The 23,773-nt window shown below is 42.4% G+C and carries 26 protein-coding genes; 8 read left to right on the top strand and 18 right to left on the bottom strand.

Going from position 1 to position 23,773, the window contains the following annotated elements:
- Positions 1-83 precede the first annotated feature (83 nt).
- From PseudUWO311_RS04905 to PseudUWO311_RS04935, 7 genes are all read right to left on the bottom strand, one after another.
- Positions 84-1,349, bottom strand: a complete 1,266-nt coding sequence (locus PseudUWO311_RS04905; protein WP_142654098.1) for a glycoside hydrolase family 19 protein — start codon at positions 1,347-1,349, stop codon at positions 84-86.
- Between the two features lie 37 nt (positions 1,350-1,386).
- Positions 1,387-2,313: a hypothetical protein gene (locus PseudUWO311_RS04910; protein WP_142654099.1), complete on the bottom strand. Its 927-nt coding sequence runs from the start codon at positions 2,311-2,313 to the stop codon at positions 1,387-1,389.
- Between the two features lie 81 nt (positions 2,314-2,394).
- Positions 2,395-3,261, bottom strand: a complete 867-nt coding sequence (locus tag PseudUWO311_RS04915; protein WP_142654100.1) for a hypothetical protein — start codon at positions 3,259-3,261, stop codon at positions 2,395-2,397.
- Between the two features lie 39 nt (positions 3,262-3,300).
- The gene (locus PseudUWO311_RS04920; RefSeq protein WP_142654101.1) at positions 3,301-3,741 is read right to left on the bottom strand and encodes a hypothetical protein; all 441 of its coding nucleotides are present in this window, start codon (positions 3,739-3,741) and stop codon (positions 3,301-3,303) included.
- Between the two features lie 191 nt (positions 3,742-3,932).
- Positions 3,933-4,196 (bottom strand): hypothetical protein, encoded by a 264-nt coding sequence (locus PseudUWO311_RS04925; RefSeq protein ID WP_142654102.1) that lies wholly within the window; start codon positions 4,194-4,196, stop codon positions 3,933-3,935.
- A gap of 154 nt (positions 4,197-4,350) precedes the next feature.
- Entirely contained in the window at positions 4,351-4,743 is a 393-nt protein-coding gene (gene ebsA, locus PseudUWO311_RS04930) for a type IV pilus biogenesis protein EbsA (RefSeq protein WP_142654103.1), read from the bottom strand.
- A 140-nt stretch (positions 4,744-4,883) separates the two neighbouring features.
- Positions 4,884-6,203, bottom strand: coding sequence for an ABC transporter substrate-binding protein (locus PseudUWO311_RS04935; protein WP_142654104.1), 1,320 nt, complete (start codon positions 6,201-6,203; stop codon positions 4,884-4,886).
- Between the two features lie 59 nt (positions 6,204-6,262).
- Here PseudUWO311_RS04935 and PseudUWO311_RS04940 point away from each other — a divergent pair, with 59 nt between their 5' ends.
- The 6 genes from PseudUWO311_RS04940 to PseudUWO311_RS04965 all read left to right on the top strand — a co-directional run bounded on the left by PseudUWO311_RS04940 (position 6,263) and on the right by PseudUWO311_RS04965 (position 11,457).
- Entirely contained in the window at positions 6,263-6,982 is a 720-nt protein-coding gene (locus PseudUWO311_RS04940; protein ID WP_142654105.1) for a ribonuclease III family protein, read from the top strand.
- Between the two features lie 355 nt (positions 6,983-7,337).
- Complete coding sequence (locus tag PseudUWO311_RS04945; protein ID WP_142654106.1) at positions 7,338-8,963, top strand: glycosyltransferase; 1,626 nt, start codon at positions 7,338-7,340, stop codon at positions 8,961-8,963.
- Between the two features lie 79 nt (positions 8,964-9,042).
- Positions 9,043-9,960: a glycosyltransferase family 2 protein gene (locus PseudUWO311_RS04950; RefSeq protein WP_142654107.1), complete on the top strand. Its 918-nt coding sequence runs from the start codon at positions 9,043-9,045 to the stop codon at positions 9,958-9,960.
- Positions 9,929-10,522, top strand: a complete 594-nt coding sequence (locus PseudUWO311_RS04955; protein ID WP_142654108.1) for a Uma2 family endonuclease — start codon at positions 9,929-9,931, stop codon at positions 10,520-10,522. Before PseudUWO311_RS04950 ends, PseudUWO311_RS04955 begins: the two co-directional genes overlap by 32 nt.
- Complete coding sequence (locus PseudUWO311_RS04960; protein ID WP_009625027.1) at positions 10,519-10,722, top strand: hypothetical protein; 204 nt, start codon at positions 10,519-10,521, stop codon at positions 10,720-10,722. The genes PseudUWO311_RS04955 and PseudUWO311_RS04960 overlap by 4 nt, the downstream gene beginning before the upstream one ends.
- 60 nt (positions 10,723-10,782) lie before the next feature.
- Complete coding sequence (locus tag PseudUWO311_RS04965) at positions 10,783-11,457, top strand: esterase/lipase family protein (protein WP_142654109.1); 675 nt, start codon at positions 10,783-10,785, stop codon at positions 11,455-11,457.
- Between the two features lie 334 nt (positions 11,458-11,791).
- Here the strand turns inward: PseudUWO311_RS04965 and PseudUWO311_RS04970 are convergent, their stop codons facing one another.
- The 3 genes from PseudUWO311_RS04970 to alr all read right to left on the bottom strand — a co-directional run bounded on the left by PseudUWO311_RS04970 (position 11,792) and on the right by alr (position 14,273).
- Positions 11,792-12,097, bottom strand: a complete 306-nt coding sequence (locus PseudUWO311_RS04970) for a DUF2288 domain-containing protein (RefSeq protein WP_142654110.1) — start codon at positions 12,095-12,097, stop codon at positions 11,792-11,794.
- A complete protein-coding gene (locus PseudUWO311_RS04975) occupies positions 12,097-12,876 on the bottom strand; it encodes a uracil-DNA glycosylase family protein (RefSeq protein ID WP_142654111.1) in 780 nt (259 codons plus the stop codon). The genes PseudUWO311_RS04970 and PseudUWO311_RS04975 overlap by 1 nt, the downstream gene beginning before the upstream one ends.
- 239 nt (positions 12,877-13,115) lie before the next feature.
- Complete coding sequence (gene alr / locus PseudUWO311_RS04980; protein WP_142654112.1) at positions 13,116-14,273, bottom strand: alanine racemase; 1,158 nt, start codon at positions 14,271-14,273, stop codon at positions 13,116-13,118.
- A 290-nt stretch (positions 14,274-14,563) separates the two neighbouring features.
- Here alr and PseudUWO311_RS04985 point away from each other — a divergent pair, with 290 nt between their 5' ends.
- A complete protein-coding gene (locus PseudUWO311_RS04985) occupies positions 14,564-15,952 on the top strand; it encodes a glycoside hydrolase family 10 protein (protein ID WP_190303397.1) in 1,389 nt (462 codons plus the stop codon).
- Positions 15,953-16,037: 85 nt separating this feature from the next.
- Here PseudUWO311_RS04985 and PseudUWO311_RS04990 read toward each other — a convergent pair whose 3' ends face one another.
- The 5 genes from PseudUWO311_RS04990 to PseudUWO311_RS05010 all read right to left on the bottom strand — a co-directional run bounded on the left by PseudUWO311_RS04990 (position 16,038) and on the right by PseudUWO311_RS05010 (position 20,863).
- The gene (locus PseudUWO311_RS04990) at positions 16,038-16,895 is read right to left on the bottom strand and encodes a cysteine peptidase family C39 domain-containing protein (protein WP_142654113.1); all 858 of its coding nucleotides are present in this window, start codon (positions 16,893-16,895) and stop codon (positions 16,038-16,040) included.
- Positions 16,896-17,051: 156 nt separating this feature from the next.
- Positions 17,052-18,092, bottom strand: a complete 1,041-nt coding sequence (locus tag PseudUWO311_RS04995) for a 30S ribosomal protein S1 (protein ID WP_142654114.1) — start codon at positions 18,090-18,092, stop codon at positions 17,052-17,054.
- Positions 18,093-18,324: 232 nt separating this feature from the next.
- Positions 18,325-18,879, bottom strand: coding sequence for a PIN domain-containing protein (locus PseudUWO311_RS05000; protein ID WP_142654115.1), 555 nt, complete (start codon positions 18,877-18,879; stop codon positions 18,325-18,327).
- Positions 18,879-19,349, bottom strand: a complete 471-nt coding sequence (locus PseudUWO311_RS05005) for a helix-turn-helix domain-containing protein (protein WP_142654116.1) — start codon at positions 19,347-19,349, stop codon at positions 18,879-18,881. Before PseudUWO311_RS05005 ends, PseudUWO311_RS05000 begins: the two co-directional genes overlap by 1 nt.
- A gap of 158 nt (positions 19,350-19,507) precedes the next feature.
- Positions 19,508-20,863, bottom strand: a complete 1,356-nt coding sequence (locus PseudUWO311_RS05010; protein ID WP_142654117.1) for a 16S rRNA (cytosine(967)-C(5))-methyltransferase — start codon at positions 20,861-20,863, stop codon at positions 19,508-19,510.
- Between the two features lie 245 nt (positions 20,864-21,108).
- Here PseudUWO311_RS05010 and mraY point away from each other — a divergent pair, with 245 nt between their 5' ends.
- A complete protein-coding gene (gene mraY, locus PseudUWO311_RS05015) occupies positions 21,109-22,212 on the top strand; it encodes a phospho-N-acetylmuramoyl-pentapeptide-transferase (RefSeq protein ID WP_142654118.1) in 1,104 nt (367 codons plus the stop codon).
- Positions 22,213-22,261: 49 nt separating this feature from the next.
- Here mraY and PseudUWO311_RS05020 read toward each other — a convergent pair whose 3' ends face one another.
- The 3 genes from PseudUWO311_RS05020 to PseudUWO311_RS05030 form a co-directional block, all read right to left on the bottom strand.
- Positions 22,262-22,771, bottom strand: coding sequence for a pentapeptide repeat-containing protein (locus PseudUWO311_RS05020; protein ID WP_223807443.1), 510 nt, complete (start codon positions 22,769-22,771; stop codon positions 22,262-22,264).
- Positions 22,772-22,949: 178 nt separating this feature from the next.
- On the bottom strand, positions 22,950-23,060 hold the full coding sequence (locus PseudUWO311_RS05025) for a photosystem I reaction center subunit VIII (RefSeq protein WP_071590184.1): 111 nt from the start codon (positions 23,058-23,060) through the stop codon (positions 22,950-22,952).
- A gap of 100 nt (positions 23,061-23,160) precedes the next feature.
- Positions 23,161-23,634: a photosystem I reaction center subunit XI gene (locus PseudUWO311_RS05030; RefSeq protein WP_142654119.1), complete on the bottom strand. Its 474-nt coding sequence runs from the start codon at positions 23,632-23,634 to the stop codon at positions 23,161-23,163.
- Between the last annotated feature and the right edge of the window lie 139 nt (positions 23,635-23,773).

Genomic DNA, 23,773 nt, shown 5'->3' on the forward strand with positions numbered 1-23,773 from the left:
CCGAAACCTAAGCATAATTCATCCATTAAAACATAATCATCAAACATGAAAAGTGGTGCTTTTACAGCTTTCCATATTTTTCATTAGGCTCCTAATACCCGCTTAGCTCTAGCGAGATAGGACTCGCGATCAGCTAAGCCATTAGTGCCGCCATTGATGATTTTTGTGATTGTGAGGATATCGTCGCGATCGGCATGATTATTAAGTTTGCGAGTGTCCCAATACCAACCTGCACTGAGGCAAGCAAGATCGAAATCTCCTAGGCGCTGAGGATTATTAATCAAGTCCACGCCCAAGGCTCGACCACAATCAGCATAGTTTGCTCTTCCTGTAACTTGGATTAAGCCACGCCCCTTAAATCGCACACCATCACCCGATTGAGTATTACCGAGATCTCGTCGTCCTTCGTAGTCCGCGCCAGAGGCATATTCTTCGTTCGTGTTAAACCCATCGCTCTCATGCCCCAACTGAGCTAGGAAATGTGCTTTGCGTAATGGTGTAGTAATTGCATAACGCTGCATTGTTTTATTTAAGTGGGGCAGCAATCTCTCAAGGCGATCGCGGCGGGAATAGGGAGCAATCGCGCTCAGTTGCTCTTGGGTAATCAACCCAGAGTTTTTATCTAAATCAACTGCGGCGGTACGCGGATATAGCCCCTCATAGGGTTCTTGAGCAATTTGGCGAGGTGGCAAATTATTGAGAATTCTAATCGTGCTATCAACTAGCACATCCTTGGGGTTGAAATCATCTTTCAATCCTGTAATCAATTGATCTAATCGTCGCGCTGCTAATTTGCGATGCTCAGTCAAATTCGGTGCTTGGTAAAGTCCTTCATAGGGTTTTCGTAAAACTGGTCGTAAAGTCAAACCACTCATCACCCTAATCAAGTCATCAATTCTGCCATCAGCACTATTGGTCTTCGTATCTGTAATATTTCCGATCGCTGCCACTAAAGTCTGAGCGGCTTGTTTACGCCATGTTGCCAAACTTGCCGCAGGGAAAAGTCCTGAATAAGGCGAGCGCCCTGTTGGACGAGCTGGTAAATTACGCAAAAAGCGAATCAAATCATCGATCGCTCCGTCAAAAACACTACCTTCAACATCAGGGATTTTTGGTACGGAAGCTTGAAGAGTTAACGCAGCTCGACTGCGCCATGTTGGTAAATCGGCGGCAGGAAGAATGCCTGCATAAGGCTGTCGTGCCTCTGGACGCGCAGGCAAATTATTTAATACGCGAACCAGATCATCTACTAGTCCATCTTTTTCATTGATCGTATTGCCGACAATCTTGGGAACCAGAAATGCAAGGGTTACAGCAGCTTGCGATCGCCAAATCTCAACTTGTTTCATGGCACTTATCGGGTAATTTCCACTTTGCGTAACACCATCATCTTATGAAACGCCCAAAAATCAATTTTACAAAGAAGGGAAAGCGCAGAAAAATTCTGCCTAGTAAGTTGATAATCCATTGGCGTAAGCTAATTATTGCAATAGGTAAATATGGCTCTATATAAGATTCTAATCTTCCAATTAATATGTTGGCGCGACCTATTGGACTAGTAAACTTGAGTGCTATCCAGCAAAAAAACAAGATAACGATCACCACAACTGCCACTAGTTGAAAAATGGGGCTTTCTAAAAGATGAAGTAAACGTGTAAATACACGCTTTACTAGCTTTGGTGTGCTGGGTAATGTCAAATTTAGCTTGGAAGAAATCCACCAAATCATTAAGACCACAATTGGAGCAGCGATCGCCATGTGCCAACATTGACTAGTTAAAAACAAACTAAAGCTTTCTGGCAAATCAAGGCGTTTACCAAGATTTTGTAATGGGTCACACCATGTGATCGTCGTGGCAAAAGATACAGTGGCGATCGCAAAGGGACGTAATTTTTCTTCAACATAATCGGCGATCGCAGTTAAAAATTGCCGCGAAATTTGACTGACCAAAAAACTATGCGCCTTTAAAATGCGATCGGCATGAGGATGTCCCAAGATATCTTGACAAACTTTCTGATTGAGATCGCCATCAATAGTTATCAATGTCCGCAATATTAACGTTGGATTCTCATCAGGTGGGTTGTCATCCTTGTCTGTGTAATAAGTCCAAATTGCAATTGCTCCCTGACGTTGAGCAGATATACCTACACTAGAAGCCAATACTTGCAATAATTCCTGACTATTAACTCGATATATAATCTCGTTTTCAGCCGCCAATCCCTTCACATCTAGCTCCATCTGGACTAGAACGCTTGGGTTAAGCCAAAGCCTAATTTCGTCATCAACAATAGCCAACCAATTAGGCGTAGCCACCTTAACTCCGTATTTTAATCAAGTACGCCTAATGTTTTAGTAGGGAAGAGACAAAGCATATTCTCTAATTATTATTTAGAATTATTTAGAGCGGAATGGCATCAAATCTTTGACTAGGTTTACACAAGTCATGATTAATCCTGACCACTGCTTTTCAGCATTTTCTACCGCTTGATGATGCAACTCAAAAATTAGCTTTGCCATCTTCGGGTCAATCTTGCTTCTATTTGAAATAAACAAATCGTCGAGAAATCTGTTATTCAGATCTCCATCAAGTTGGAACTTTGTCTGAGCATAGATACGCTCACCATTCAACATCGATTGCTCAAACTCCCATAACTTACGGAAATAGCGAATTGTTGGCGCGTCAGGAACCAGTTCGCCATTAGCATCTTTCGGTAGATCCATTTGGAGAACTTTTTTGGCAAGCTCCTCATAACAAGCTTGTTCAACCTCAAATTGCTCCTTTTGCCTAGGATCGCTCAAATTTTGACGACTACTAAATACACGTTCAGCTCGCTTATAAATTTCTAGGTCTCTGTTGTATCGATCCAACTCGGTTTGGTTTGCAGCCGATCCTTGCTTTTGTAGCTCTCTACTACGATCAAGAAGTGCTCTCTTGATGTCTTGTAAGCCCTCTTCGGTCTTATACATAACATTTTCGAGCAGATCAGCATAGAATTGTTTGGCATCAAATCTAGCGATCGGAATATGGCTGACGATCAGCGTATTTACTTCTAGTGTCGTAATTTCTTCTAAAACATCTTTGATGGTTTCTCGAAATTTATGAAGAGTAGTACTTTCTCCAGCACCATCTTTATTCGGTGCTGTTGCGCTAGGAGTAGTCGCTAATTCCGCAGATTTCTTGACAGGTTTGTTGCCATTAGCTTTAACCCGATTAGCATCATCTTCGGCATTACTTTTACTGTTTGTAGCCCGATCTTGCATACAGATTCCTCAGTGACAGGTCGCATAGACTCGACGCAACTAGACTCGACTGAATATGCGATCGCTACTAAAGCTAGCTGTGTCTTCTTCAGGCTCTGGCTCATTTTCGCCATTTAAAAGTCCTGTTACCTTTTGACCAATATCGACAAGAGTTTTGAGATTATTCGCGATCGTCTCTGAACCCTTCCCAACTTGAATTTCATGAAAACCGCGTAGCTCTGCATAGGGAGAGCCTGCCAAAAAGTCTGCCCCTAGCTCATTTTCGATATCACCATCAATCAGATTAATCGTTGTCTTTAAGCGATTACCTGCTCTATGAGTGGTATCTCCTTCATGGGCAACCCAAGTCACAATTTCTAACTGTACAAGGTCAGAGAATATTTCAATCAAAGCATCACCAAAGTTTTTGGTTTCTTTGAGCTTGCTTTGAAAACGTACAGACGCAGTTACTGATACCGACGAAGAACTTGAGTACGTCATAGATAATACCTAATATAAAAATCCTGATGAATTGTGATCAAGACAGATAACTGACTACTATTTTAAGCACTTAAACATAGACTTTTTCACAATAAAATCTTTTGTTAAAATCTTTTATAAGTTAAGTTTTCTATAAATCTTTTGTAAATTAGTTTTGACAAAAGTAACTTAAATGATTTCACTAAACAATCTTAATGATAGTCGGACAGCTCAATTAATTCCATTGGCACAAAACTCTCTTGTGGCAACAAAATCAGTTGAGAGTATATAAGTTTGCCAGTCATATCTATGCGATTAATCGCTATTCCCATTGGTCGAGGTAGTTGCGCGGCATAGGAATCAGCATAATAGCGATAAATCTGCTTAGCAGCTCTGATAATCATTGGATCGACTTTTTTGATTACAGGTTCTGGCTGTCTCTCTGGTTGTTCAAGGCGCTGGGCGGCATATGACACAATGTAAACCCCTTAAATTTGACTATTATTTGCCTTATAAAAAGCTGCATCAGGACTTTAGCTGACTTTGTTTTTTTTAGCAAGATTTGAGCTAAGGATTATACATGAGTTGATATTTTTTGGGCTGTGAAATGAGTAAAAATTAGCAAAATATTTAATTACCATCAGCACTAGCAAGTTTAATCCTAAATAGCTTGCTGTAGAAGGTTTGAGGGAAATCCACATAGCCCTTGTCGCGAATATTCGAGACAACTTCGATTAAATAACCAACAAATTCTGAATTTTCTAATGTCATTTCATAGCTCATGTCAGCATCGCCCTCGAAGGTCAATCGACATAACGCTAGGTCAGAAGGCAAATTTGCTACACGCCACACCGCCATAAAAGAAATAGGTGAACTTCCTTCTACATGACGCTCGCCAGTAATTTCACCTTGTTTGTACAAGGAAATAGCATAGGGGAGAGCTTGACGCTTGTTAGGCTCTCGATAATAGGGCATGTAGATTGAAACTTCTTGCGGTGGAGCAGCTTTAAGTTCGATCGCCATAGATGTTAGCGCCTTTATTAATAAGTGTTGCTGTGAATTTTTACAAAAAAGATTAGCAGGTTTTTGCCTTAATTAAATGTTTGTGCAACCTAGCTTGAGAGTAAGAGAGTAGGGTGAGCAATGCCCACCCTACTAATAAATTAAGGGGAAACGCGATCAATTACAGTAATTTTGCCATCGGGCTGGACTTCCCAAACGTCATAGCTACCTTTGACATCGCCATATTCATCTAAATCAACATTGCCGCTAGCGCCTTGATAGTCAATGTCTGTGCCAGCTTTGACTAGCTTGATCGCTTCGCAGACATCGCTGACTTCTTTGCCAGGCGCATTAGCTACTTCACGAATTTTACTCTTGATGCCATCGCCAGTACCATCTTTGGCAGCTTCAGCAGCGATCGCAACTAGAGCTGCTGCGTCGTAGGAATGGGGCACAAAAGCACCCAAATCTTGACCAGTTTTTTCTTTGTAGGTCTTGGTAAATTCTGCAAGAGACTTGCCATCAGCACCAGGGACAGTACCGAGCGCACCCGCCAAGATCAATTTACCTTCAGGGGTCTTACCAATTAGCTTAGGAAAGTCTTCAGTTTTGACACCATCGGTGAGCAAAATCTTGACATCTTTGGTTAAGCCCTGCTCAAAAGCTGCCTTAATTACCGCACCGCCAGAGTCAGGATAGAGAACCGCCGCAACAGCATCGGGCTTACTGCCAAATGCCCCCTTAGCCTCTGCCTCAAATGTCGTAGCCTTTGGATCGTAACGTGTTGGTTTGCTCTTGTTAACAATTGTGCCACCAAGTTTTTCAAAGGCATCTACAAAGGATTTCTCAAAACCGACACCATAGTCATTGTTAATTACGAGAGTGGCAACTTTTCGCGCTCCTTTTTTATAGGCAAGGTTAGCCAAAGCTAAAGCTTGGTATGTATCAGGTGGGGCAGTGCGATACCAGTAGCCATTAAATTCGCCTTTTTTGGCACGTTCGGTAAAGACTGGGCTAGTGCTACCTGGTGAGATCATCACGACTTTATTTGGCACTGCGATCGCAAGGGCAGCTGTAGAAACACTACTGGCAAATGAACCAACAACAGCACCAACATTGTCCACTTTGACGAGTTTAGTCATCGCCTCAGCCCCTGCTGGTGGATCGGTGCGATCATCTTCCTTAAGATAAGTGATTGGCTTCCCAAGCACGCCACCGCATTTGTTGACTGTTTCTACAAGAAAATCAATCGATTTGATCATTGGTGCACCAATCGAGGATAGATCGCCTGTGATCGGAAGCAATGCACCTAAACGTAAGGTGTCTTTAACGCCACCACTACCTGAGCTTGTTGCAGGTGAAGTTGTAGATGGGGTTTTAGAGTCAGTAACTGTAGTGCTTGGCTGACAAGCCACAATCCAAATTGTGGTCACTGTTGCCAGCAGTGCTAGACAGAGTGTAGAGAAAAACCTTTTAGTCATGGTTACGATGGACTACGATCATATTTACGAAGTTGCTGTAATTGTATCTGCAAAGTCTCATGACATCTACCATTGATCCACGCCGCCAAAGAGAACTAGTCCGCTTGTTGGAGCGGATGGGGCTAGAGCAATCAACCCTAGAACGAGTTAATTCCGCTGGATTTGATTGGTTATTAATCGATCAAGCTTTGGTACATCCCAGTTTCTCAAATGATTACAACAATGATCAATTAGAGTTTGTAGGCGATAGCGTGCTGCGCTTGTCTGTGAGTTTATTTTTAAAGGAGCGTTATGGCGATCGCAAAGTGGGGGACTTAGCCGCTCTGCGCTCGCATCTTGTGAGTGACAAAACCCTAGCTGAAATAGCGAGTATTTATGAGTTGCAAAAATATGTTGTGGTCTCTAATGCGGCGCGTAATGATCCTCAGGCTTTGCGATCGCTACTGGCAGATGCCCTTGAGGCTCTAATGGCTGCGCTATATATTGCGACTTGCGACTTAGCCTATATTCGCAAATGGCTCGATCCACATATGCAGCATTTTGCCGAATCATTATTGGCGATTCCTGCACTGGGAAATTACAAAGTTGCCTTGCAAGAATTAACTCAAGGTCGCTGGAAACGTTTACCTGAATACCGCAATGTTGATGGAGTTAACAATCTTTTTTGTGTAGAAGTATGGTTTGACGATCGCTGCTGGGGCAAAGGTCAAGGGAAAAGCATTAAAGCTGCTCAACAAGAGGCAGCAGCGATCGCTTTACAACAAATGTCGCAGTTATAAGTAACTGCGACCCAAACCATTAAGGTTTCGCCCCGCAGGGGTGAAACCTTAATGGTTTGGGTTTGTAATTTATTAAATCTACATAGCAATGCAAATTCGACTTAGGACAAAAAACGGGCGCTTTGAGACTCCTTTTTGTTTTTCTTATTAAAAATTTACGGATAGGTGTATAAATACTTAGCGTCAAATCATAAATTTCTCTGCAAATACAGGATAAGCATCGTAATATTTCTTAGTGTGCTAATTTCGCTCGTCTGATCAATTTTTTAAGATTAGTGCTTCGTGTGGTAAGAAGGAGTCAAGAGTCATTCTGATACTAATATCGATCCTAGCCGCCCTAAATGCTGTGGCAGCAATGTGGCTACTACTTTATGGGCTTAATGCTTATTGGCTCACTGCTGTCCATAAGCCTAAGCTTTCTCTAAGAAAGCAGCTTGTTCTCTCGCGACTTAATCCTGCAAGAGAATACCAAACAGTTCAAGCTGCAACATCGCCATCGCCAAGTTCAGGCATGCTCGCTGTCAATAATTTTGATAACTTTAAGAAATTTCGCCTCGACAAGCCTCTAACTAATGGCTTTAGTGGTTATGTTTTGGCAGTTGAGCCGCCTGAGCATCATGCGATCGCCTTAGAAGATTTCCCAATTGTCACTATTCAGCTACCAATCTTTAATGAGCGCTATGTTTCGCGCCGTCTAGTAGATGCCGTTTGTCAGATGGATTATCCACGCGAGCGAATGCAAATTCAAGTCCTCGACGACTCCATTGACGATACACAAGAAATTCTTCGCGAAACTGTCCAAGAATATCAAAATCATGGCTTTTGGATTGAATATATCCATCGTGTCAATCGGTCAGGATTTAAAGCAGGAGCTTTGCAGGATGCAATGCCGTTTGTTCAGGGAAATTACATTGCCATCTTTGATGCTGATTTTATTCCTTCGGTAAACTGGCTCAAGGATACCATTCGGCATTATGTCGAATCCCCCAATGCGAAAGTTGCAGTTGTGCAAACTCGTTGGGGGCATATCAACTCTGAATATTCGTTACTTACCAAGTTGCAATCGACAGGAATTGATGGACATTTTGCGATCGAGCAGCAAGCCAGAGCCAATAATGGCTATTTCCTAAACTTTAATGGTACAGCGGGAATTTGGAATCGTGAGGCAATTATTGATGCTGGTGGTTGGCACGCCGATACTTTAGCCGAAGATATGGACTTGAGCTACCGTGCTCAACTCAAGGGCTGGCAAGTGGTTTATGACAATGATATTGTCGCGCCCGCCGAGTTGCCTGTTGCTATGCTTGCCTTCAAATTACAGCAATTTCGCTGGGCTAAGGGTAGTATTCAATGCGCCAAGAAGCTAATTGCCCCAATCTGGAAGGCTGGTGATCTTAGTCTGCCTGTAAAATTTCAAGCCACAATGCATTTGACAGGGTATTCAGCGCATCCGTTGATGTTGCTCTTGGTATTGCTTTCAATTCCTCTGATGTTGATTACGCCTGATGATGCGATCGCTTTACGAATTTCCTTTGAGGGGATGTGGTCAATCTTTATGTTGCCAGCAACCTTTGGTCCCCCATTTTTATATTTCCATGCCCAACGCGAGCTGTACCCAAAGTCTTGGCATCGTCGCCTCGGTCGAATTTTTCTACTTGCCGTGCTTGGCACAGGTATTTCTTGGAGCAATAGCCGAGCCGTATTTGCTGGTTTATCGAATACGGGTGCAAATTTCCGTCGTACTCCTAAGTTTGATATTAAGCACAAGAGCGATCGCTGGGAAAATAAAGCTTACAAAATCCCCCTAGATGCTACTGCAATGATCGAGCTAAGTTTGTGCGTTTATAGCGTAATTGCTGTGGGATTAGCATTTAGTAAAGGCTTATATATCACTTTGCCTTTTATGGTGTTGTATGCGTTGAGCTATGGCTATGTTGGTGGGCTTACCCTCTGGCAACATTGGCAACAATCACGAAATTAAAAAAAGGGTGCAAAGCACCCCTTTTTTTATAAATAAAATTAGAGATTGCAAAGCACCCTCTAATTTTATAATTGTCAGTATGTGGTCAATTATTATCCCAACCTATAATCGCTTACCCATATTGCAAAAGTGTTTGCAAGCGTTGGAAGCGCAAAACTTTACTCAACCCTATGAGGTTGTAGTAGTTGATGATGGCTCCACCGATGGCACGGTAGAATTTTTGCAAAGCCATGTAGACGAATTTCCTCATGTTTGTCTAATCTTACAAAACCATGAAGGTGCAGCGATCGCTAGAAATACAGGCATCGATGTTGCCCTAGGCGAAACGATTGTCTTTATTGATAGTGACCTTGTCGTTACACCTGTATTTTTGTCAGCCCATGCCAAGGCTCTTGCCAAGAGTAACTCTGCCTTTACCTATGGGTTAGTAATTAATACTAATAATTTTGATAATCCGACCTCTGAGAAAATTAAAATCCAAGATATTTCCACAGCCTTTTTTGCGACTGGTAATGTGGCGATCGCTAAGCATTGGCTGATCAAAGCTGGAAAATTTGATACTAGCTTTCGTCAATATGGCTGGGAAGATCTAGAGCTGGGTGTACGCCTCAAAAATTTAGGATTGAAATTAATTAAATGTCCCGAAGCTGTTGGCTATCATTGGCATCCCGCCTTTACAATTGACCAACTACCGCGACTTGTCGATGTAGAAGCCCAACGCGGACGCATGGGTGTAGTCTTTTACAAAAAGCATCCCACATGGACAGTCAGAATGATGATTCAGATGACATGGCTGCATGTAACGCTCTGGGGGGTATTGTCTTTAGGTGGTTTGCTAAATGAGCGATCGCTACGTCCCTTACTCAAGTGGCTCATCGATCAAGGCAAACCCCAATTAGCCCTAGAAATCGCTAGAATTTTCTTAAATTGGTACAACGTCAAGGGCGTATACGCCGCCTATCGAGATGATACTAACTCAATCCAAGCCAAATCCTGAAGTCAGAATTGAACAACCTCTAATTACATGGGAACAGTTCAAGCTGATTCAACGAGGTTTTGCGGATGCACGGGGAATTCGGCTAGCTTATTACGAGGGCATTTTAGAGATTGTGTCTACGTCAGTCGATCATGAGCTAATTAAAACGATTATTGGAGCATTGTTGGAATTATATTTCTTAGAGATGGAAATTGAGTTTTTCCCTATGGGGCAAGCCACTCAAGAAAAAGTAGAACAAGTCTCTTTACAGCCAGATGAATCCTATAGCTTTGGTAGTGCTAAAAAGATTCCTGATCTCACCATTGAAGTAATTTTGACTAGCGGCAATACTGAGAAATTAAAGAAATATTATTTGCTCGGAGTCCCTGAAGTTTGGTTATGGGAGGATGGAGTTCTTGATATTTATCATCTAGATACTCAAAGCGATCGCCAATATTGCAAATCATCCACTAGCAAATTTTTACCCAACCTCGACATGGCAACATTGCAACGTTGTATTTTATTTACATCACCACTTGAAGCCCTAAAAACTTTTAGACAGGCTTTTCGGCAAAGTCTATGAAAGTTTCCCTAGAATTCCTCTACCATTTTCATTGCGATCGCTGTCGTAAGTGGTGGAGCCGAGCGGACATTGAGCCACAGATTGGTGAGCAGGTTTATTGCCCCTATTGTGGTCACATTAATACAGTGGAAGCAGTGCAAACTTTTCGGAATGCAGCACGCGGAGGCAGTTGTCTTAGTCAACGCCCTGACGAAATTTAGTACTTTGCGCTTTAAAGTAGAGAGGTCGCTTTGCGTCATTTCTACTTTGATAGTGAATATATGAATACTCCAAATATAATTCTGGCGGGATATCTGGCGGGTGCATCTGATTACATACCGATCGCCAAGAAGTTAGAAAAGAAAAATTTATCAGCAACGGTGGTTCCTTTGAAATGGTGGGACTGGGTTCCGACTGTCGGCGGACGCTCGATCGCGCCAATCTTAGAAAAGCTCGACCAAACCGTAAATCAGGAATTAGCCAAAACGGGTGCATCGAAAGTAAATATCATTGCCCATTCCGCAGGGGGCTGGCTATCACGGATTTATCTAGGCGATCGCCCCTATTACGACAAGGTTTGGAATGCACGTCCTAAGGTTGCCAAACTGGTTTGTCTAGGAACTCCTCAACGTAGTCTCGAACCTTGGTCACTGCCAAATTTAGGTTTTGTCAATGACAATTATCCTGATGCTTTTTATGATGATATTGAATATATCTGTGTGGCAGGAAATGCAGTACAGGGCAAAAAATCTACACCCAAAAAATGGCTTGCCTATAGTAGTTATGAACTCACGATTGGGCAAGGCGATGTCTGGGGTGATGGCATAATTCCGATTGAGGCGGCTTATTTGGATGGTGCTAAGAATATGGCGATCGATGGGGTCTATCATTCACCGCGATCGGGTAAATGGTATGGCTCTCAAGAGGTGGTTGATATCTGGGCAGAGTATCTGTAATCCAAATGGGGAACTCAAAGCGACTCCTCTGAATGGGTAGATATGTCTATAAAAAACAAATAAAAGTGCAAACATCAGCCAAAAGGCTTACGAAAAACTCCAATATTGCTCGACAAACTAGTAGACATTTCGGGATGAGGGATGTATAGTATAGAGGTGTGAGGAGCGAACAAAAGAAAAAGCCTAGGAACGAAACAGGGAAAGTAACCTAGGCTTTTTCTTTTGGTTACCGTTAATAAAAAAGAGAGAGTAGCTAATAGCTGCTCTCTCTTTTTTTCATAAATTTTAATGCACCGCATCAGAATAAACAAAGCCTCGCTAAGCGAGGCTTTGTTTATTCTGATGTGGAAATAGGGTCAAGTCTTACAAGAACAAATGGTGGCACAACAAGGCTAATAAACTCTTTTTCTTTGTTTGCATTCCAATCGCTAAGCTCCTCAGCCACAGGATGACGTATCCAGCCATCCTCGATCCATGTTTGGACTAGCTGCGTATTATCCTCAGTCAGCGCAACGCCCACATCGACAATATCCAGTTTTGCCCCAACCAAAATTACTCGTGCTCTTGCAGCGTGGGGAGACAGCCAGTCCCATATCGCTACATCTACCATTTTGGTTAAATCTTCTTTTAAATTACTCACTAAAATTCCTCGTCATCATCAACTACGCTATCAGCACCAATAATTTCTAGATACTTGGCTTTGATCGCTTTCACATCTTGCCATGTTAGCCACTTGGGACTGCCTTGTTCACGACTTTGATTTCGCAATAAATAAGAGGGATGGAATATTGGCATTACTAAACGCCCTTCCCACTCGTACCATTTGCCACGCACTTTAGTAATGCCTAACTTTTCGCCCAATATTGACTTAAGTGATGTTGCGCCTGTTAACAAGATAATTTTAGGATCAACGAGACGAATTTGCTCAAGCAAGTAGGGTTTGCAGGTGGTGGTTTCTATTTCAGTGGGGACACGATTATTGGGAGGACGGCATTTGACGGTATTGCAAACATAGATATCTTTATTAGTGTCAAATCCCACTGATTCCAAGATTTTGTCTAAAAGCTGTCCAGATTTTCCAACAAATGGCAATCCTGATAGGTCTTCTTGTTCACCAGGCGCTTCGCCGATGATGAGGATTTTGGCATTGCGATCGCCTCTTTCGACGACAACATTAGTCCGTGTTGGGGCAAGCGGGCACTTCTGACAATTGCAAGCGGCTTCTCGCAATGCGTCTAGGCTAGTAAATTGCTCATGCGCTGGCAATGGGGCAGCAGGTACGGGGCTAGTATTTTTAGCAGCCCGCGTAGTTTTTTTTGCAGGTGAGAGATCAGCAGATGTCTCTGCGTGGGGAAGCTCTACCAAAGGAACCTCCGATGGAGTCAGATCAAACAGGCTCATTTGTTCTTTGTCAGTCATAGACAGGTTATGCGCCCCAAATCATTGCTTATTGCTAATATCTTACCTGTGTCAGCAAGTTATTTGAAAACACGTTTCAGTAATTTGTATTTTAATTTCTTGAAATATCACTAATTCTTTGAGGAAGGATAAACTCCACGATGCAAATTTATACCAATTCACAAAAGGGTGTGAGTTAAAAGCCAAAACCTGTAAGGGTTTTAAAACATAAAATGGCTTAGCCATTTTATGTTTTGGTGCTAGATAGCCTTCGGTAAAGTCATAAGACCGATCGCATTGACAACATTAATCCTTGGCAATCGATTCTTAAACCCGCAAAGAATTTCCCATGAAATCGTACCTAATAGATTAGCCCAGTCGTCAGCAGTATTTTCAGATTCGCCACCCAAAAATGTCACCACATCGCCAACATTTATATTGGGAACATGAGTTACATCGATCGCACATTGATCCATCGTGATTGTGCCAATCTGAGCAACTTTTTGACCGTTTACTGCCACACGAATCCGATTAGACAAACCGCGAGGAATACCGTCTGCATAGCCGATCGCTACAGTTGCCATTTTCATATCTTGTGCGGCGATGAATGAGCGACCGTAACTAACACTTGTCCCTGCCTTAATTTCTTTGACTTGAGTAATCCGAGCCTTGACCGTGAGCGCAGGACGTAGATCAACAATATTTTTGAGATGGGGCGCGGGATAAAGTCCGTATAGTCCTAAACCAGTTCGTACAATGTCGTAATGGATTTGGCGATCACATAGCATCGCGGCTGTATTGCAAATGTGAATACGAGGCGGATAGATCCCTTCAGCTTTGAGTTCTGCAATTACTTGCTCAAATCTTTGGGTTTGTAATTGCATGAAAGTGCGATCGCTGTCATCGGCAGTAGCAAAGTGCGAATAAACGCTCATTATTTCTAAATTAGGTAAATGCTGCACCAGTTGAGCAAAGGCGATCGCCTCCTGCCAATTTACCCCTAGCCGTGACATGCCCGTATCAATTTTAAGATGGACAGGAACTTGCTCGCCAGTTTGAGAGAGCACTTCGTGATAAATCAGTGCTTGTTTAGGATTGCAAATCGTCGGTTGTAATCGATACTCTGCGATCGCCTTAATCTCATCAACGCCATTAGTCGCACCTAAAACCACAATTGGCGCTGTAATTCCTGCTCGACGCAACTGAATACCTTCAGGAATTGTGGCAACACCTAACCAAGTCGCTCCTGCCTCGATCGCAGATTGACTAACATCAATTGACCCATGTCCATAGGCATCAGCCTTTACAATCGCCATTAGCTCAGTTGGCGAAGTCAGCAAGGATTTTAATTGATGCACATTATGCTTAATTATCGAGAGATCGACTTCCACCCAGGCCCGATGGTTTTGCTTGAGCATTACAGCGCACTCCTCATACGTTAATCTGGTTTGCAGCAACTACGATAATGCAAACCTCTAAATTGTTTTTAGCTTGCAAGACGTTATATTAATTTGATTCGGCAAAAACACGCTTGTCTTTCTAGCAAGATCTGTAACAAACTCAAATCAGCTTTTGATAGCCCCCATAATTCTCAGAATAGAAACCAAATCTAAGTTTATCGAGTCTTGTTTAAGACCAGCATCGCCAAAACTAGATTTACAATGAGAATTGCGATCAGTATTTTTACTTAGTCTAATTATCTATACTTATGCGACTTATGCAACTACCAAGTTTTATGCCTCAAGATTGGCGGAAACATAAATTTAGTCACAATCTTAGACATATCTTTAGGCAAATGTTGCGATCGCGCAAACGTTTTTTGTCATTTCTTTTTGTCGTAACTTTTGCAGCCACGCTACTTTTACATAGCCTGATCCCTCCATTGTTGGGCAATGATCAAGCGATCGCTCAAATAAACCCACAAACAAAACCGCAAACAAAACCGCAAATAAAACTACTAGTCCCACCGTTAAAGCAACCTGTTGTCCCTCCCAATGCGCTAATCAACCAACCCATAGACAAGCGTCAAGAGATTCGTGGGGTATGGTTGACGAGTAATGACTTTGCAATGTTTAGCGATCGCAAACAGCTGAGTGAGGCTCTACAACAACTCAAGCAACTCAATTTCAACACTATCTATCCCGTTGTCTGGAACTCAGGCTATGCCATGTATCCCAGTACTGTCGCTCAAGAAGCAGGAGCACAGCCATTTGTATATCGCGGTTCTGAAGGACATGATATTGTTGCCGACATCATCACGCAGGGACATAAAAATAATTTATTAGTAATGCCTTGGTTTGAGTTTGGATTTATGGCTCCAGAAATGTCTGAGCTAGCGATCGCACATCCCGATTGGCTGACACAACAACGCAATGGTGATAAAACTTCAATCACGGCTGCTGGCGAAGTCGCTTGGCTTAATCCTTTTCATCCTGAAGTGCAAAAATTCCTGATGGAATTAGTATTGGAAGCAGTGTCAAATTACGATTTAGATGGCATTCAATTTGACGATCATACTAGCCTCCCTAAGACCTTTGGCTATGATCGCTACACCCTCAACCTCTATCGCCAAGAGACGAAAAGAGATGCTCCTGCTGATGTCAACGATCCTGCTTGGGTGAGCTGGCGAGCAAATAAAATTTCAGCTTTTATGGCAAGACTAAGTAAAGCCGTGAAACAAAGAAAGCCTAATGTGCTCTTCTCCGTATCTCCTAACTATTACGATTTTGCCTATAAACAGCAGTTGCAAGACTGGCTAGGCTGGGTACGTCAAGGTTTTGTCGATGAATTACTGGTTCAGGTATATCGTAATGACCTAGATGATTATCTTTCTCAAATTAGCCGTCCTGAGATTGCAGAAGTCCAAAATAAAATTTCCACAGCGATCGCAATTCTTTCTGGACTTCGCAATAGTAATGTGCCAATGTCAAGGGTTTATTCCCAAGCTATAAATGCCCAAAGTAGAGGCTTAGGTGTTTCGTTCTTTTATTACAGGAGCTTGTGGGGCTATGGGCCAGAAACAGTTGCTGAACGACAAAAAGAATTGCAATATCTATTCCGAAGTCCTGCACCAAGGTTTGCGAATAGATATCCATAATTTTTTTAGCGATCACTAAACTTCGTAATCGCTGATTACCGAAAGACAAATCGCCCGCTACGCGGGCGATTTGTCTTTTTTAGTTTTAGTTTTTATTTGAACTCACTGTCACAAATATTGCTTCTCCGATCCAATAGTCTTTCATTTCCTCGAAGGTCTTAATCTGTTTTCCATACAGAGGATTGGCGACAACTAAATTGCCTTTTGATAAATCGATTTCAAATAGAGCGATCGCATGTTGGATTCTCTGACCTGCAACTGGTTCCATGACATGTAAAACTGCCATTTGTCTTCGATTAGATAAATCTTTAATCGTAAGATTTCGTTCATACTGGGGCTCTAAACCAAGTTCTTCCATTGCTCGAATTTCGGCAAGAGTGGTTGTTCCTAGCCGACTAGTTCCTGCGATCTTGACTACATCTCTTTCGGTTGTTTTGAGATGGGGATTTACCTTACGAACAAGAGTAGCGATCGTGGCAGCAGCACAACTGTAAGGGGTTGTCTGAAACACAACTCCATCCGAAATACGAGGAGCTTCCACTAAATCAGTAATTGGCAAACCTTGATAAAGCAAAAAGCAAATAGATAAAAAACTAACAGCTAAAAAAACAATAAGTTGCTGAAATCTTCGGAGATCTTTCCATCCTGGCAACTCCATGAGGATAAGTAATCCTAAACAAAAAAAGCAGATGAGTAAAATGGCATACCAGAAATATGCACCTACATAAAGCAAAAGGAAAGAAGGAACCCAAGGGCTATTGCGTCCATATGCCATCAGAATGCTAATAAGCGTAACTGCGCCCAAAGTAATGCAGCCAATCAAATAGACCTGCCGTTGGTTTCGTTTCAAGGCATTGTCAGCGGTTACTCCTTTTCTAGCTAAGCTCCATCCCAGCCAAGATCCTGCCAAGAAAAAGATCAGAATAGCGACTATAAGAAACATCAGTTTTAGGGATTATTATAGTCGCCGCAGTTTCTGTTAAATCAATTCACAAAAGTGTGCCGACACTTCTATGAATTGATTTAACTACAAAACAAAAAACAAGGTGAGACAATCTCACCTTGTTTATAGAAAATATTAACTTTTCTGCAAGCTTAATTAAGCTTCAGCAATAACTTCTTCTACTGCTTCGGGTTCAGCAGCAACTTCTTCAGGGATTTCTGCTTCTTCCATAGCATCAGGAACTTCATACTCTTCTTCTTCAACTGCTGCCACAGGAATTTCCATTACCGCAGGAGCCGCATTGAGTTGTTCGCGGTACTTAGCTGCCATCTCTTCAGCCTTAGCGTAAACAAGTTGAGGGTCTTTGACCATATCACCTGGTTCGGCTTCAAGTTGCTTAGTAGAGAGCGAAATGCGTCCACGCTCTGCATCAAGGTCGATGATCATTACCTTCACTTCGTCATTGACATTGAAGACATTGTGAGGAGTTTCGATATGCTCGTGGGAGATTTCGGAGATGTGCAACAAACCACTGACACCACCGATGTCAATAAATGCACCGTAAGGCTTGATGCCACGTACTACGCCGATGACGACTTCGCCAACTTCGAGCTTGTTCATCTTGCGCTCAACAAGGGCGCGACGATGACTGAGGACGAGACGGTTACGGTCTTCATCCACTTCCAAGAATTTGAGTGGCAACTCTTCGCCAACCAATTCTTCCTTAGGCTTACGAGTGCTGATGTGAGAACCAGGTATAAATCCACGTAGTCCTTCAATTCTGACCAGAGCACCACCACGGTTGGTGGCAAAAATTAGCGATCGCACGGTTGCATCTTCTGCTTGCAACTGACGTACACGTTCCCATGCTCTCATGTACTCGATCCGACGAATCGAAAGGGTCAGTTGCCCTTCTTCGTTTTCGTCAGCGAGAATGAAAAACTCACGGGTTTCATTATTTTGTAAAACTTCTTCAGGTTGATCAACGCGGTTGATCGACATTTCCTGAATCGGGATGTAAGCTGCTGTTTTTGCACCAATGTCAATAAGTGCGCCTCTCGGCTCAATGCTAAATACTGTTCCTGCAACGATGTCGCCAGGGCTGAAGTGATAATCGTATTTGTCTAAAAGTTTTGCAAAATCTTCATGAGTGAAGCCGACATTGGTAGCTGTGGCAGTTTTGGCCCGATTGATCATAACTAAATTTTTCCTTGTTCCTGTTTTGAATTTATCTGGTTTCCTCCCAGAAATGTAAGAGCATTAGCCATTAAAGCTTGTTGCGGTTTACATCCTACGCCTATTGATGTTGTTAATATGTTGTTGATATTTAGTAAAATGTATAGGCATAGGTTTGCAATTATAGCGCACTTAAGCTATATCTCGAAAGTGTTGACAAATATTTTTTCGATAACCTTCTAGGCGATCGCTTTTAGTTAAGCCTGCTTACAAAGTTTGGCACAGAAGTTTTTAAAACATTCAGCAAATCTGTAACCGACATGGGTGGCTTTTTTAAATCACTTGCCTGAGTCTGGAGAACTTGCCTAATCTCTTGAGGAAACAAATCATGTAGATAGGTTAAAAATTGATCGGCGCTTTGGGCTTCAACTTGATATTGGCTCAGAACTATTGCGGGAAAGTGCTTCAGATTTTCGGTGACGATTACATGGGCTTTGGCAATCAAAGCAGTCGCTAAAACATGGCGATCGCCTTCATGGTTATCCATACAAGGAATTAAGCGATCGGTCACGTTGAGCATCGCATCGGGGAAAGCCATATTAATTTGCATTTCTAGCCCATTTACTTGCTGGATCTGCATTTTCTGGTTTGCTATTAAATTTCGGAGCGCCCCGTCTAAGATTTCTTGTGACCAATGCACACGATATAACCCAGCCTCAGCAGCACGAAGTAAAGTATCCCGCAAATACATTGGATAAAGCACACAGGAGTCAAGTACAACGGGAAATCGAGAGGATGGCAAACTCATTACGCTGGTGAAATAGCCTCAGTTAAGCGGTCATCCTCTGGTGTATAAAATCCCATCTCTTGACTAAGTTCAGTAAGCTCACTCAAAGCCTGATGACGCTGAGCATCTCTCTTTTTTTTGTACTGCATTAAATCTTGAAACTGGATACGGCGATGCTTACCAACCTTGATATAGGGGATATCGCCTTGATCTAACAATTTATATAAATAAGGGCGTGAAACATTGAGCAAGTCAGAGGCTTGAATCGTACTCAAATGTAGGTTATAAGGAACCAACGATATAACTTGTCCCGATGCCATCATGTGAATAACTTGCCGAAGGGCTTGATATATGGAGTCAGGCAACATAATTTCTTCACCATCTAGACCGACAAGCTTGGGATATGCCTTTTCTAGCATTGCCTCTAGGCGTTGTATAGGTAGGGTGTCTGGCTCAGGTGCAAAGACAGAATCTGGTAGGTCGTTCAACATACACATATTTAAAGATTGCTGATGTTGAGATGGGTTGACTTTTGAAGTAAGTGTAATAAGTGTAAATATACTATATGCCAATTAAGCGATCGACTCAATCTCACGACTGGCATTTTATGGAGCATTGTTTTTGCGATCGCCGCCGCCGCCGATGGACATCATATTTTCTGTAACTTCACCATAAAGAATCCATCCATATCATGTTCGTGGGGCAGAACTTTTACCCAGCCCCGATCGCAAACAAAGTGAGCCGCAGGATTATCTACACTCGGAGGCACAATTTGCCAATCGGGATGATTTGCTAAAAACTGGGTAATTACTTCTTCATTTTCGGCAGGATGTAGGGTGCAGGTGCTGTAAACAATTACGCCTTCAGGTTTTACCCATTGTGTAGCGCGTTCAAGTATTTCGGCTTGAGTTTTGGCTAATTTATAAGGTTCTTCAGGAGTTTGTCGCCAACGGGCATCGGCGTGGCGATGAAGTGTACCTAGTCCAGAGCAAGGCACATCTAGCAAAACGCGATCGCATTTTTCGTCTAATACTTTGTCAGCGTCAAATTCACGAGCATCGATCTCAATAGTTTGCACATTAGTGATCCCCAGACGAGCCGTATTTTGATCAATCTTTTTTAGACGATTGGCTAGGCGATCAAAGGCATAAACTTTACCCGTATTTTTCAGGCGATCGCTGATATGCGTAGTTTTACCTCCTGGGGCAGCGCAGGCATCAATAATGATCTCATTCGGTTGAGGATCTAATAAATAAGTAACCAACTGAGCGCTCGCATCTTGCACTGACCACCAACCCTCTTTAAATTTCGGTAATTGACTAACATCGCCCGCACCTTGAGCTACGCGAATACCATCGGGCAAATGGGGAATTGGCTCAGCCTTGATCTCGGCTTCTGCAAAAGCTGATAGAACTTGATCCCGCGTTGCATGTAAAAGATTTACTCGTAAATCGAGATGAGGTGTTTGATTAAACCAATTGCAAATGCTAGCGATCGCCTCTTTCCCAAATTCTTTTTGCCATAGCTCGATTAACCATTCAGGATAACTATAAAAACTAGCTGGGTCAGTAATTTTGGCGAGAATATCTTCCTTATCCTTAGCTCTGAGTATAGATCTCATGATCCCGTTCGCAAAGCCAGACAAACCTTTTAAGTTGTTTTCTTTGACTAATTCCACTGTGGTATGCACGATCGCTGATGGCTTAATGCGATCGAGAAAACATAGCTGGTAGACACCAATCTGTAAGATTATTAATAAGTCTGGTGGTAATTTTGTAGTTGGTTTTTGTGAGAAGTTTTGCAAAACCGCTTGCAAGGTTTTTTGGCGGCGCGTACATCCATAAACTAATTCCGTAATTAGACGGCGATCGCTCTCTAAGAGGGTAATATTTTCTTGACGCGCCCGCGAAAGCGTACAGTCAAGTGCGACATCAGCATACGCATTACGTCTTTGAATCAAACGAAGCGCTTCTAAAGCAATTTGTCGAGAATTCTTACTTGCCATCGGCAATTTAGTTTGGCTATTTAATGGAGTCAATTTAGAGTGCTATTTATAAAGATTGAGGGCAAGGATTCAAGAATTATCAAAATTCAATGGTTGCACTGTAGACAAATGCGGTCATTATTTGGTATCTAAGAGCGTATATTCCGATGATATTTAATCATCTGTTACAAAGCTGTAAAAAAGCTTCTGATCTAAAGTTCGATCTAAAAAAAGTGTGATGGTTACTGTGGGTGTGAGGAGCGGCAATGGTTGATACTGGTGTGAGAGTTAGGAAAGCAAAATTTCCGACAGGAAGTAGCCTAGCACTTGGTTTAGCAATCGGTTTAATAAGTTTAATTGTTGGTGTCGATCTTTTCTTGAATCCTAATATAAGTTCAAGTCTGCTGCTGCCATTCACGTTTGGGGGGGCTGGAGTTGCATTTTTAGGTACTTTTGCTGTTCCAGCTTTACGTCAGCTTAAGGCGGGGCAAATCATTCGTGAAGACGGACCACAAGCTCATCTCAAGAAACAAGGCACACCGACAATGGGTGGGATATTTATTATACCTGTCGGAATTTTATTAGCGCTAGTATGGTCTGGCTTTAATGACAAAGTAATAGCTTGTAGTTTGCTAACTGTATCTTTTGGCTTTATCGGATGGCTAGACGATTGGAAAATTTTGCGTCGTCACTCCAATAAAGGCTTGTCTCCGCGCTCCAAGATTTTCCTGCAAGCATTTTTCGCCGCTTGTTTCTGTGCATGGCTAGGGCTAACCCAAAACTGGCAAGCGATCGCTACGATTAATTTGCCATTGCACTTTGTGATCCCCCTCGGATTGCTGTTTTTCCCTCTCGCTTTGTTTGTATTTCTTGGGAGCAGTAATGCTACAAATCTAACCGATGGCTTAGATGGATTAGCAGGTGGTACGGGTGCGATCGCCCTATTTGGTATGGGGCTACTACTGTTTCCTCAGAACAAAGAACTAGCCATTTTTTGCATGTGCCTCAGTGGTAGCTATTTAGGATTTCTCTGGCACAATCGCTATCCTGCCCGCGTATTTATGGGTGATACGGGATCGCTAGCTCTAGGTGGTGCACTTGCCTCGACTGCGATACTTGGTAATTTGCTCTGGGCATTTCTGATTATTGGCGCAATTTTTATCTGGGAATCAATTTCGGTGATTGCGCAGGTTTCTTATTACAAAGCAACCAAAGATGAAACTGGGATGGGCAAACGTCTTTTCAAAATGGCTCCTTTTCACCATCACCTAGAGCTAAGTGGCTGGCATGAGCTACATGTGGTTAGGTTCTTTTATCTAACAGGTGGTTTTTTGGTTGGGATCGCTATTGTAGTTAGTAAACTCCCTTAAACTTAAGTTAAAAACACTCACAAAAAAGCCACCCAATCGGGTGGCTTTTTTATTCGCATTCCAAAGAGGCTTTAGTATCGACACCTGTTTTTGAGTTTGTGCCTTTAGCTTTAGTGCATAGCCATTTGCGCTGTCCCCCATCCATGATTGAGTCAGTAAAATCTGCCCCATCAATATTCACAAAATCAAAAGTACTACGTAACAAAATTGTTTCGACCAGTAAAGCATCACTAAGATCAGCCTTAGCGAAATCAGCTTGATCCAGTAAGCCACTGGAAAAGTTTGCTCCTTTGAGATTAGCATTGCGCAACACAGAAGCGCTAAATACAGCTCCGCGTACATCAGCATTTTCAAAGTTTGCCCCTTCCATGTTGGCATTGGCAAAACCTGAACCGACCAGATCTCTCCCTGAAAAATCTCTGTTTTTTAGCTGGGCATGGCTAAATGAAAGAGTTTCTGCTTGAACATTAATGGGACAAGTCAGTAAACAGACAAGCATGATAGTTATCGCGATCGCTAGGCGCAAAAATGAAAAATTTAAAAATTTAAAAAATGACATAAAAATAAATCTAAAGATAATGGCTTTATCTTAGCGTCTGTCAAACGCAGGAAAGGCGATCGCTACATTGTAGCGATCGCCTTTCCTGCTGTTGAGAATGTAATAAAAAAAGATACGAAGAGCAAGTTAAAGATATTGAAAATCAGACTACCAAAAGCCTAGTTTCCAACTTTGTAAATTAGTTCTCGATGTAGTTGAGAAGTAGACCCATGGTGGCGATCGGGAGGATTACACCAATAAGTGGTACGAAGATGAAAGAGACGTAGTAATGTGCGTAGTATCCAGTCATGGTCGTGGGGTTCCTTGAATTAAGATATAAATTTTTGAGGATCTGATTTAGATTAAATTAATATGATTTGGAGCTGAAGTGAACAACACCAAAAATAAATCTAATTCCAAAGCAGACCAAGGAATTTTTGCATTGGCTCTAGGTAGTTGAGGAAGTATGCAAATGCAGCACCACCAGCACCACCAAGCAAAAAGCTGCTTGCAAATTCGCTCCAACCAGCAGGAGTACCCAATTCAGCAGGGGCTTCTAATGCAGAGCTAGACTGCAACTTAGTTACAGTTTGACCATATAAGGACAAGCCAACTGTCAACAATACAACAGATGCGATCGTTGCCAATAGACCAGCAAGGCTAGCCAATTCTGTATTTCTCAGAGGTCCCAATAATGCAAATGGCCCGTAGATGAAGTAGCCATGTGCCATGCCGATTTCTAGACCACGACGGCTAGGAGACAAGCCTGCGCGATAAGCGGGAAGGTTGCCGATAAAAGCCTTAACGATCGCGGAATCGCTAATGGGTGTAGACAAATTCCCTAGTTGGGGATCGTTCTTGAAGGGTTTTACAAAATCTGTCATAAGTCTTTATTAAGTTAAAGATTGCAGGGAGAATTTTGTCTTCATTTTAGGGAATAAGCGCGGATGTCACTGCATAAAGGGTGCGTATCTTTAGAAAACTTCACAACCTCTAGTAAAAAATTGGCAAAGCCAAGTTTTT

The sequence above is a fragment of the Pseudanabaena sp. UWO311 genome (genome assembly GCF_006937785.1).
In the GTDB taxonomy this organism is placed as follows: Bacteria; Cyanobacteriota; Cyanobacteriia; order Pseudanabaenales; family Pseudanabaenaceae; genus Pseudanabaena.

Bases quoted from the DNA above. Each gene is read 5' to 3' on its own strand.
- PseudUWO311_RS04905 (WP_142654098.1), bottom strand. From the start codon at position 1,349: ATGAAACAAGTTGAGATTTGGCGATCGCAAGCTGCTGTAACCCTTGCA.
- PseudUWO311_RS04915 (WP_142654100.1), bottom strand. From the start codon at position 3,261: ATGCAAGATCGGGCTACAAACAGTAAAAGTAATGCCGAAGATGATGCT.
- PseudUWO311_RS04920 (WP_142654101.1), bottom strand. From the start codon at position 3,741: ATGACGTACTCAAGTTCTTCGTCGGTATCAGTAACTGCGTCTGTACGT.
- ebsA (WP_142654103.1), bottom strand. From the start codon at position 4,743: ATGGCGATCGAACTTAAAGCTGCTCCACCGCAAGAAGTTTCAATCTAC.
- PseudUWO311_RS04935 (WP_142654104.1), bottom strand. From the start codon at position 6,203: ATGACTAAAAGGTTTTTCTCTACACTCTGTCTAGCACTGCTGGCAACA.
- PseudUWO311_RS04940 (WP_142654105.1), top strand. From the start codon at position 6,263: ATGACATCTACCATTGATCCACGCCGCCAAAGAGAACTAGTCCGCTTG.
- PseudUWO311_RS04945 (WP_142654106.1), top strand. From the start codon at position 7,338: ATGTGGCTACTACTTTATGGGCTTAATGCTTATTGGCTCACTGCTGTC.
- PseudUWO311_RS04950 (WP_142654107.1), top strand. From the start codon at position 9,043: ATGTGGTCAATTATTATCCCAACCTATAATCGCTTACCCATATTGCAA.
- PseudUWO311_RS04955 (WP_142654108.1), top strand. From the start codon at position 9,929: ATGATACTAACTCAATCCAAGCCAAATCCTGAAGTCAGAATTGAACAA.
- PseudUWO311_RS04960 (WP_009625027.1), top strand. From the start codon at position 10,519: ATGAAAGTTTCCCTAGAATTCCTCTACCATTTTCATTGCGATCGCTGT.
- PseudUWO311_RS04965 (WP_142654109.1), top strand. From the start codon at position 10,783: ATGAATACTCCAAATATAATTCTGGCGGGATATCTGGCGGGTGCATCT.
- PseudUWO311_RS04975 (WP_142654111.1), bottom strand. From the start codon at position 12,876: ATGACTGACAAAGAACAAATGAGCCTGTTTGATCTGACTCCATCGGAG.
- alr (WP_142654112.1), bottom strand. From the start codon at position 14,273: ATGCTCAAGCAAAACCATCGGGCCTGGGTGGAAGTCGATCTCTCGATA.
- PseudUWO311_RS04985 (WP_190303397.1), top strand. From the start codon at position 14,564: ATGCGACTTATGCAACTACCAAGTTTTATGCCTCAAGATTGGCGGAAA.
- PseudUWO311_RS04990 (WP_142654113.1), bottom strand. From the start codon at position 16,895: ATGTTTCTTATAGTCGCTATTCTGATCTTTTTCTTGGCAGGATCTTGG.
- PseudUWO311_RS04995 (WP_142654114.1), bottom strand. From the start codon at position 18,092: ATGATCAATCGGGCCAAAACTGCCACAGCTACCAATGTCGGCTTCACT.
- PseudUWO311_RS05000 (WP_142654115.1), bottom strand. From the start codon at position 18,879: ATGAGTTTGCCATCCTCTCGATTTCCCGTTGTACTTGACTCCTGTGTG.
- PseudUWO311_RS05005 (WP_142654116.1), bottom strand. From the start codon at position 19,349: ATGTTGAACGACCTACCAGATTCTGTCTTTGCACCTGAGCCAGACACC.
- PseudUWO311_RS05010 (WP_142654117.1), bottom strand. From the start codon at position 20,863: ATGGCAAGTAAGAATTCTCGACAAATTGCTTTAGAAGCGCTTCGTTTG.
- mraY (WP_142654118.1), top strand. From the start codon at position 21,109: ATGGTTGATACTGGTGTGAGAGTTAGGAAAGCAAAATTTCCGACAGGA.
- PseudUWO311_RS05020 (WP_223807443.1), bottom strand. From the start codon at position 22,771: ATGTCATTTTTTAAATTTTTAAATTTTTCATTTTTGCGCCTAGCGATC.
- PseudUWO311_RS05025 (WP_071590184.1), bottom strand. From the start codon at position 23,060: ATGACTGGATACTACGCACATTACTACGTCTCTTTCATCTTCGTACCA.
- PseudUWO311_RS05030 (WP_142654119.1), bottom strand. From the start codon at position 23,634: ATGACAGATTTTGTAAAACCCTTCAAGAACGATCCCCAACTAGGGAAT.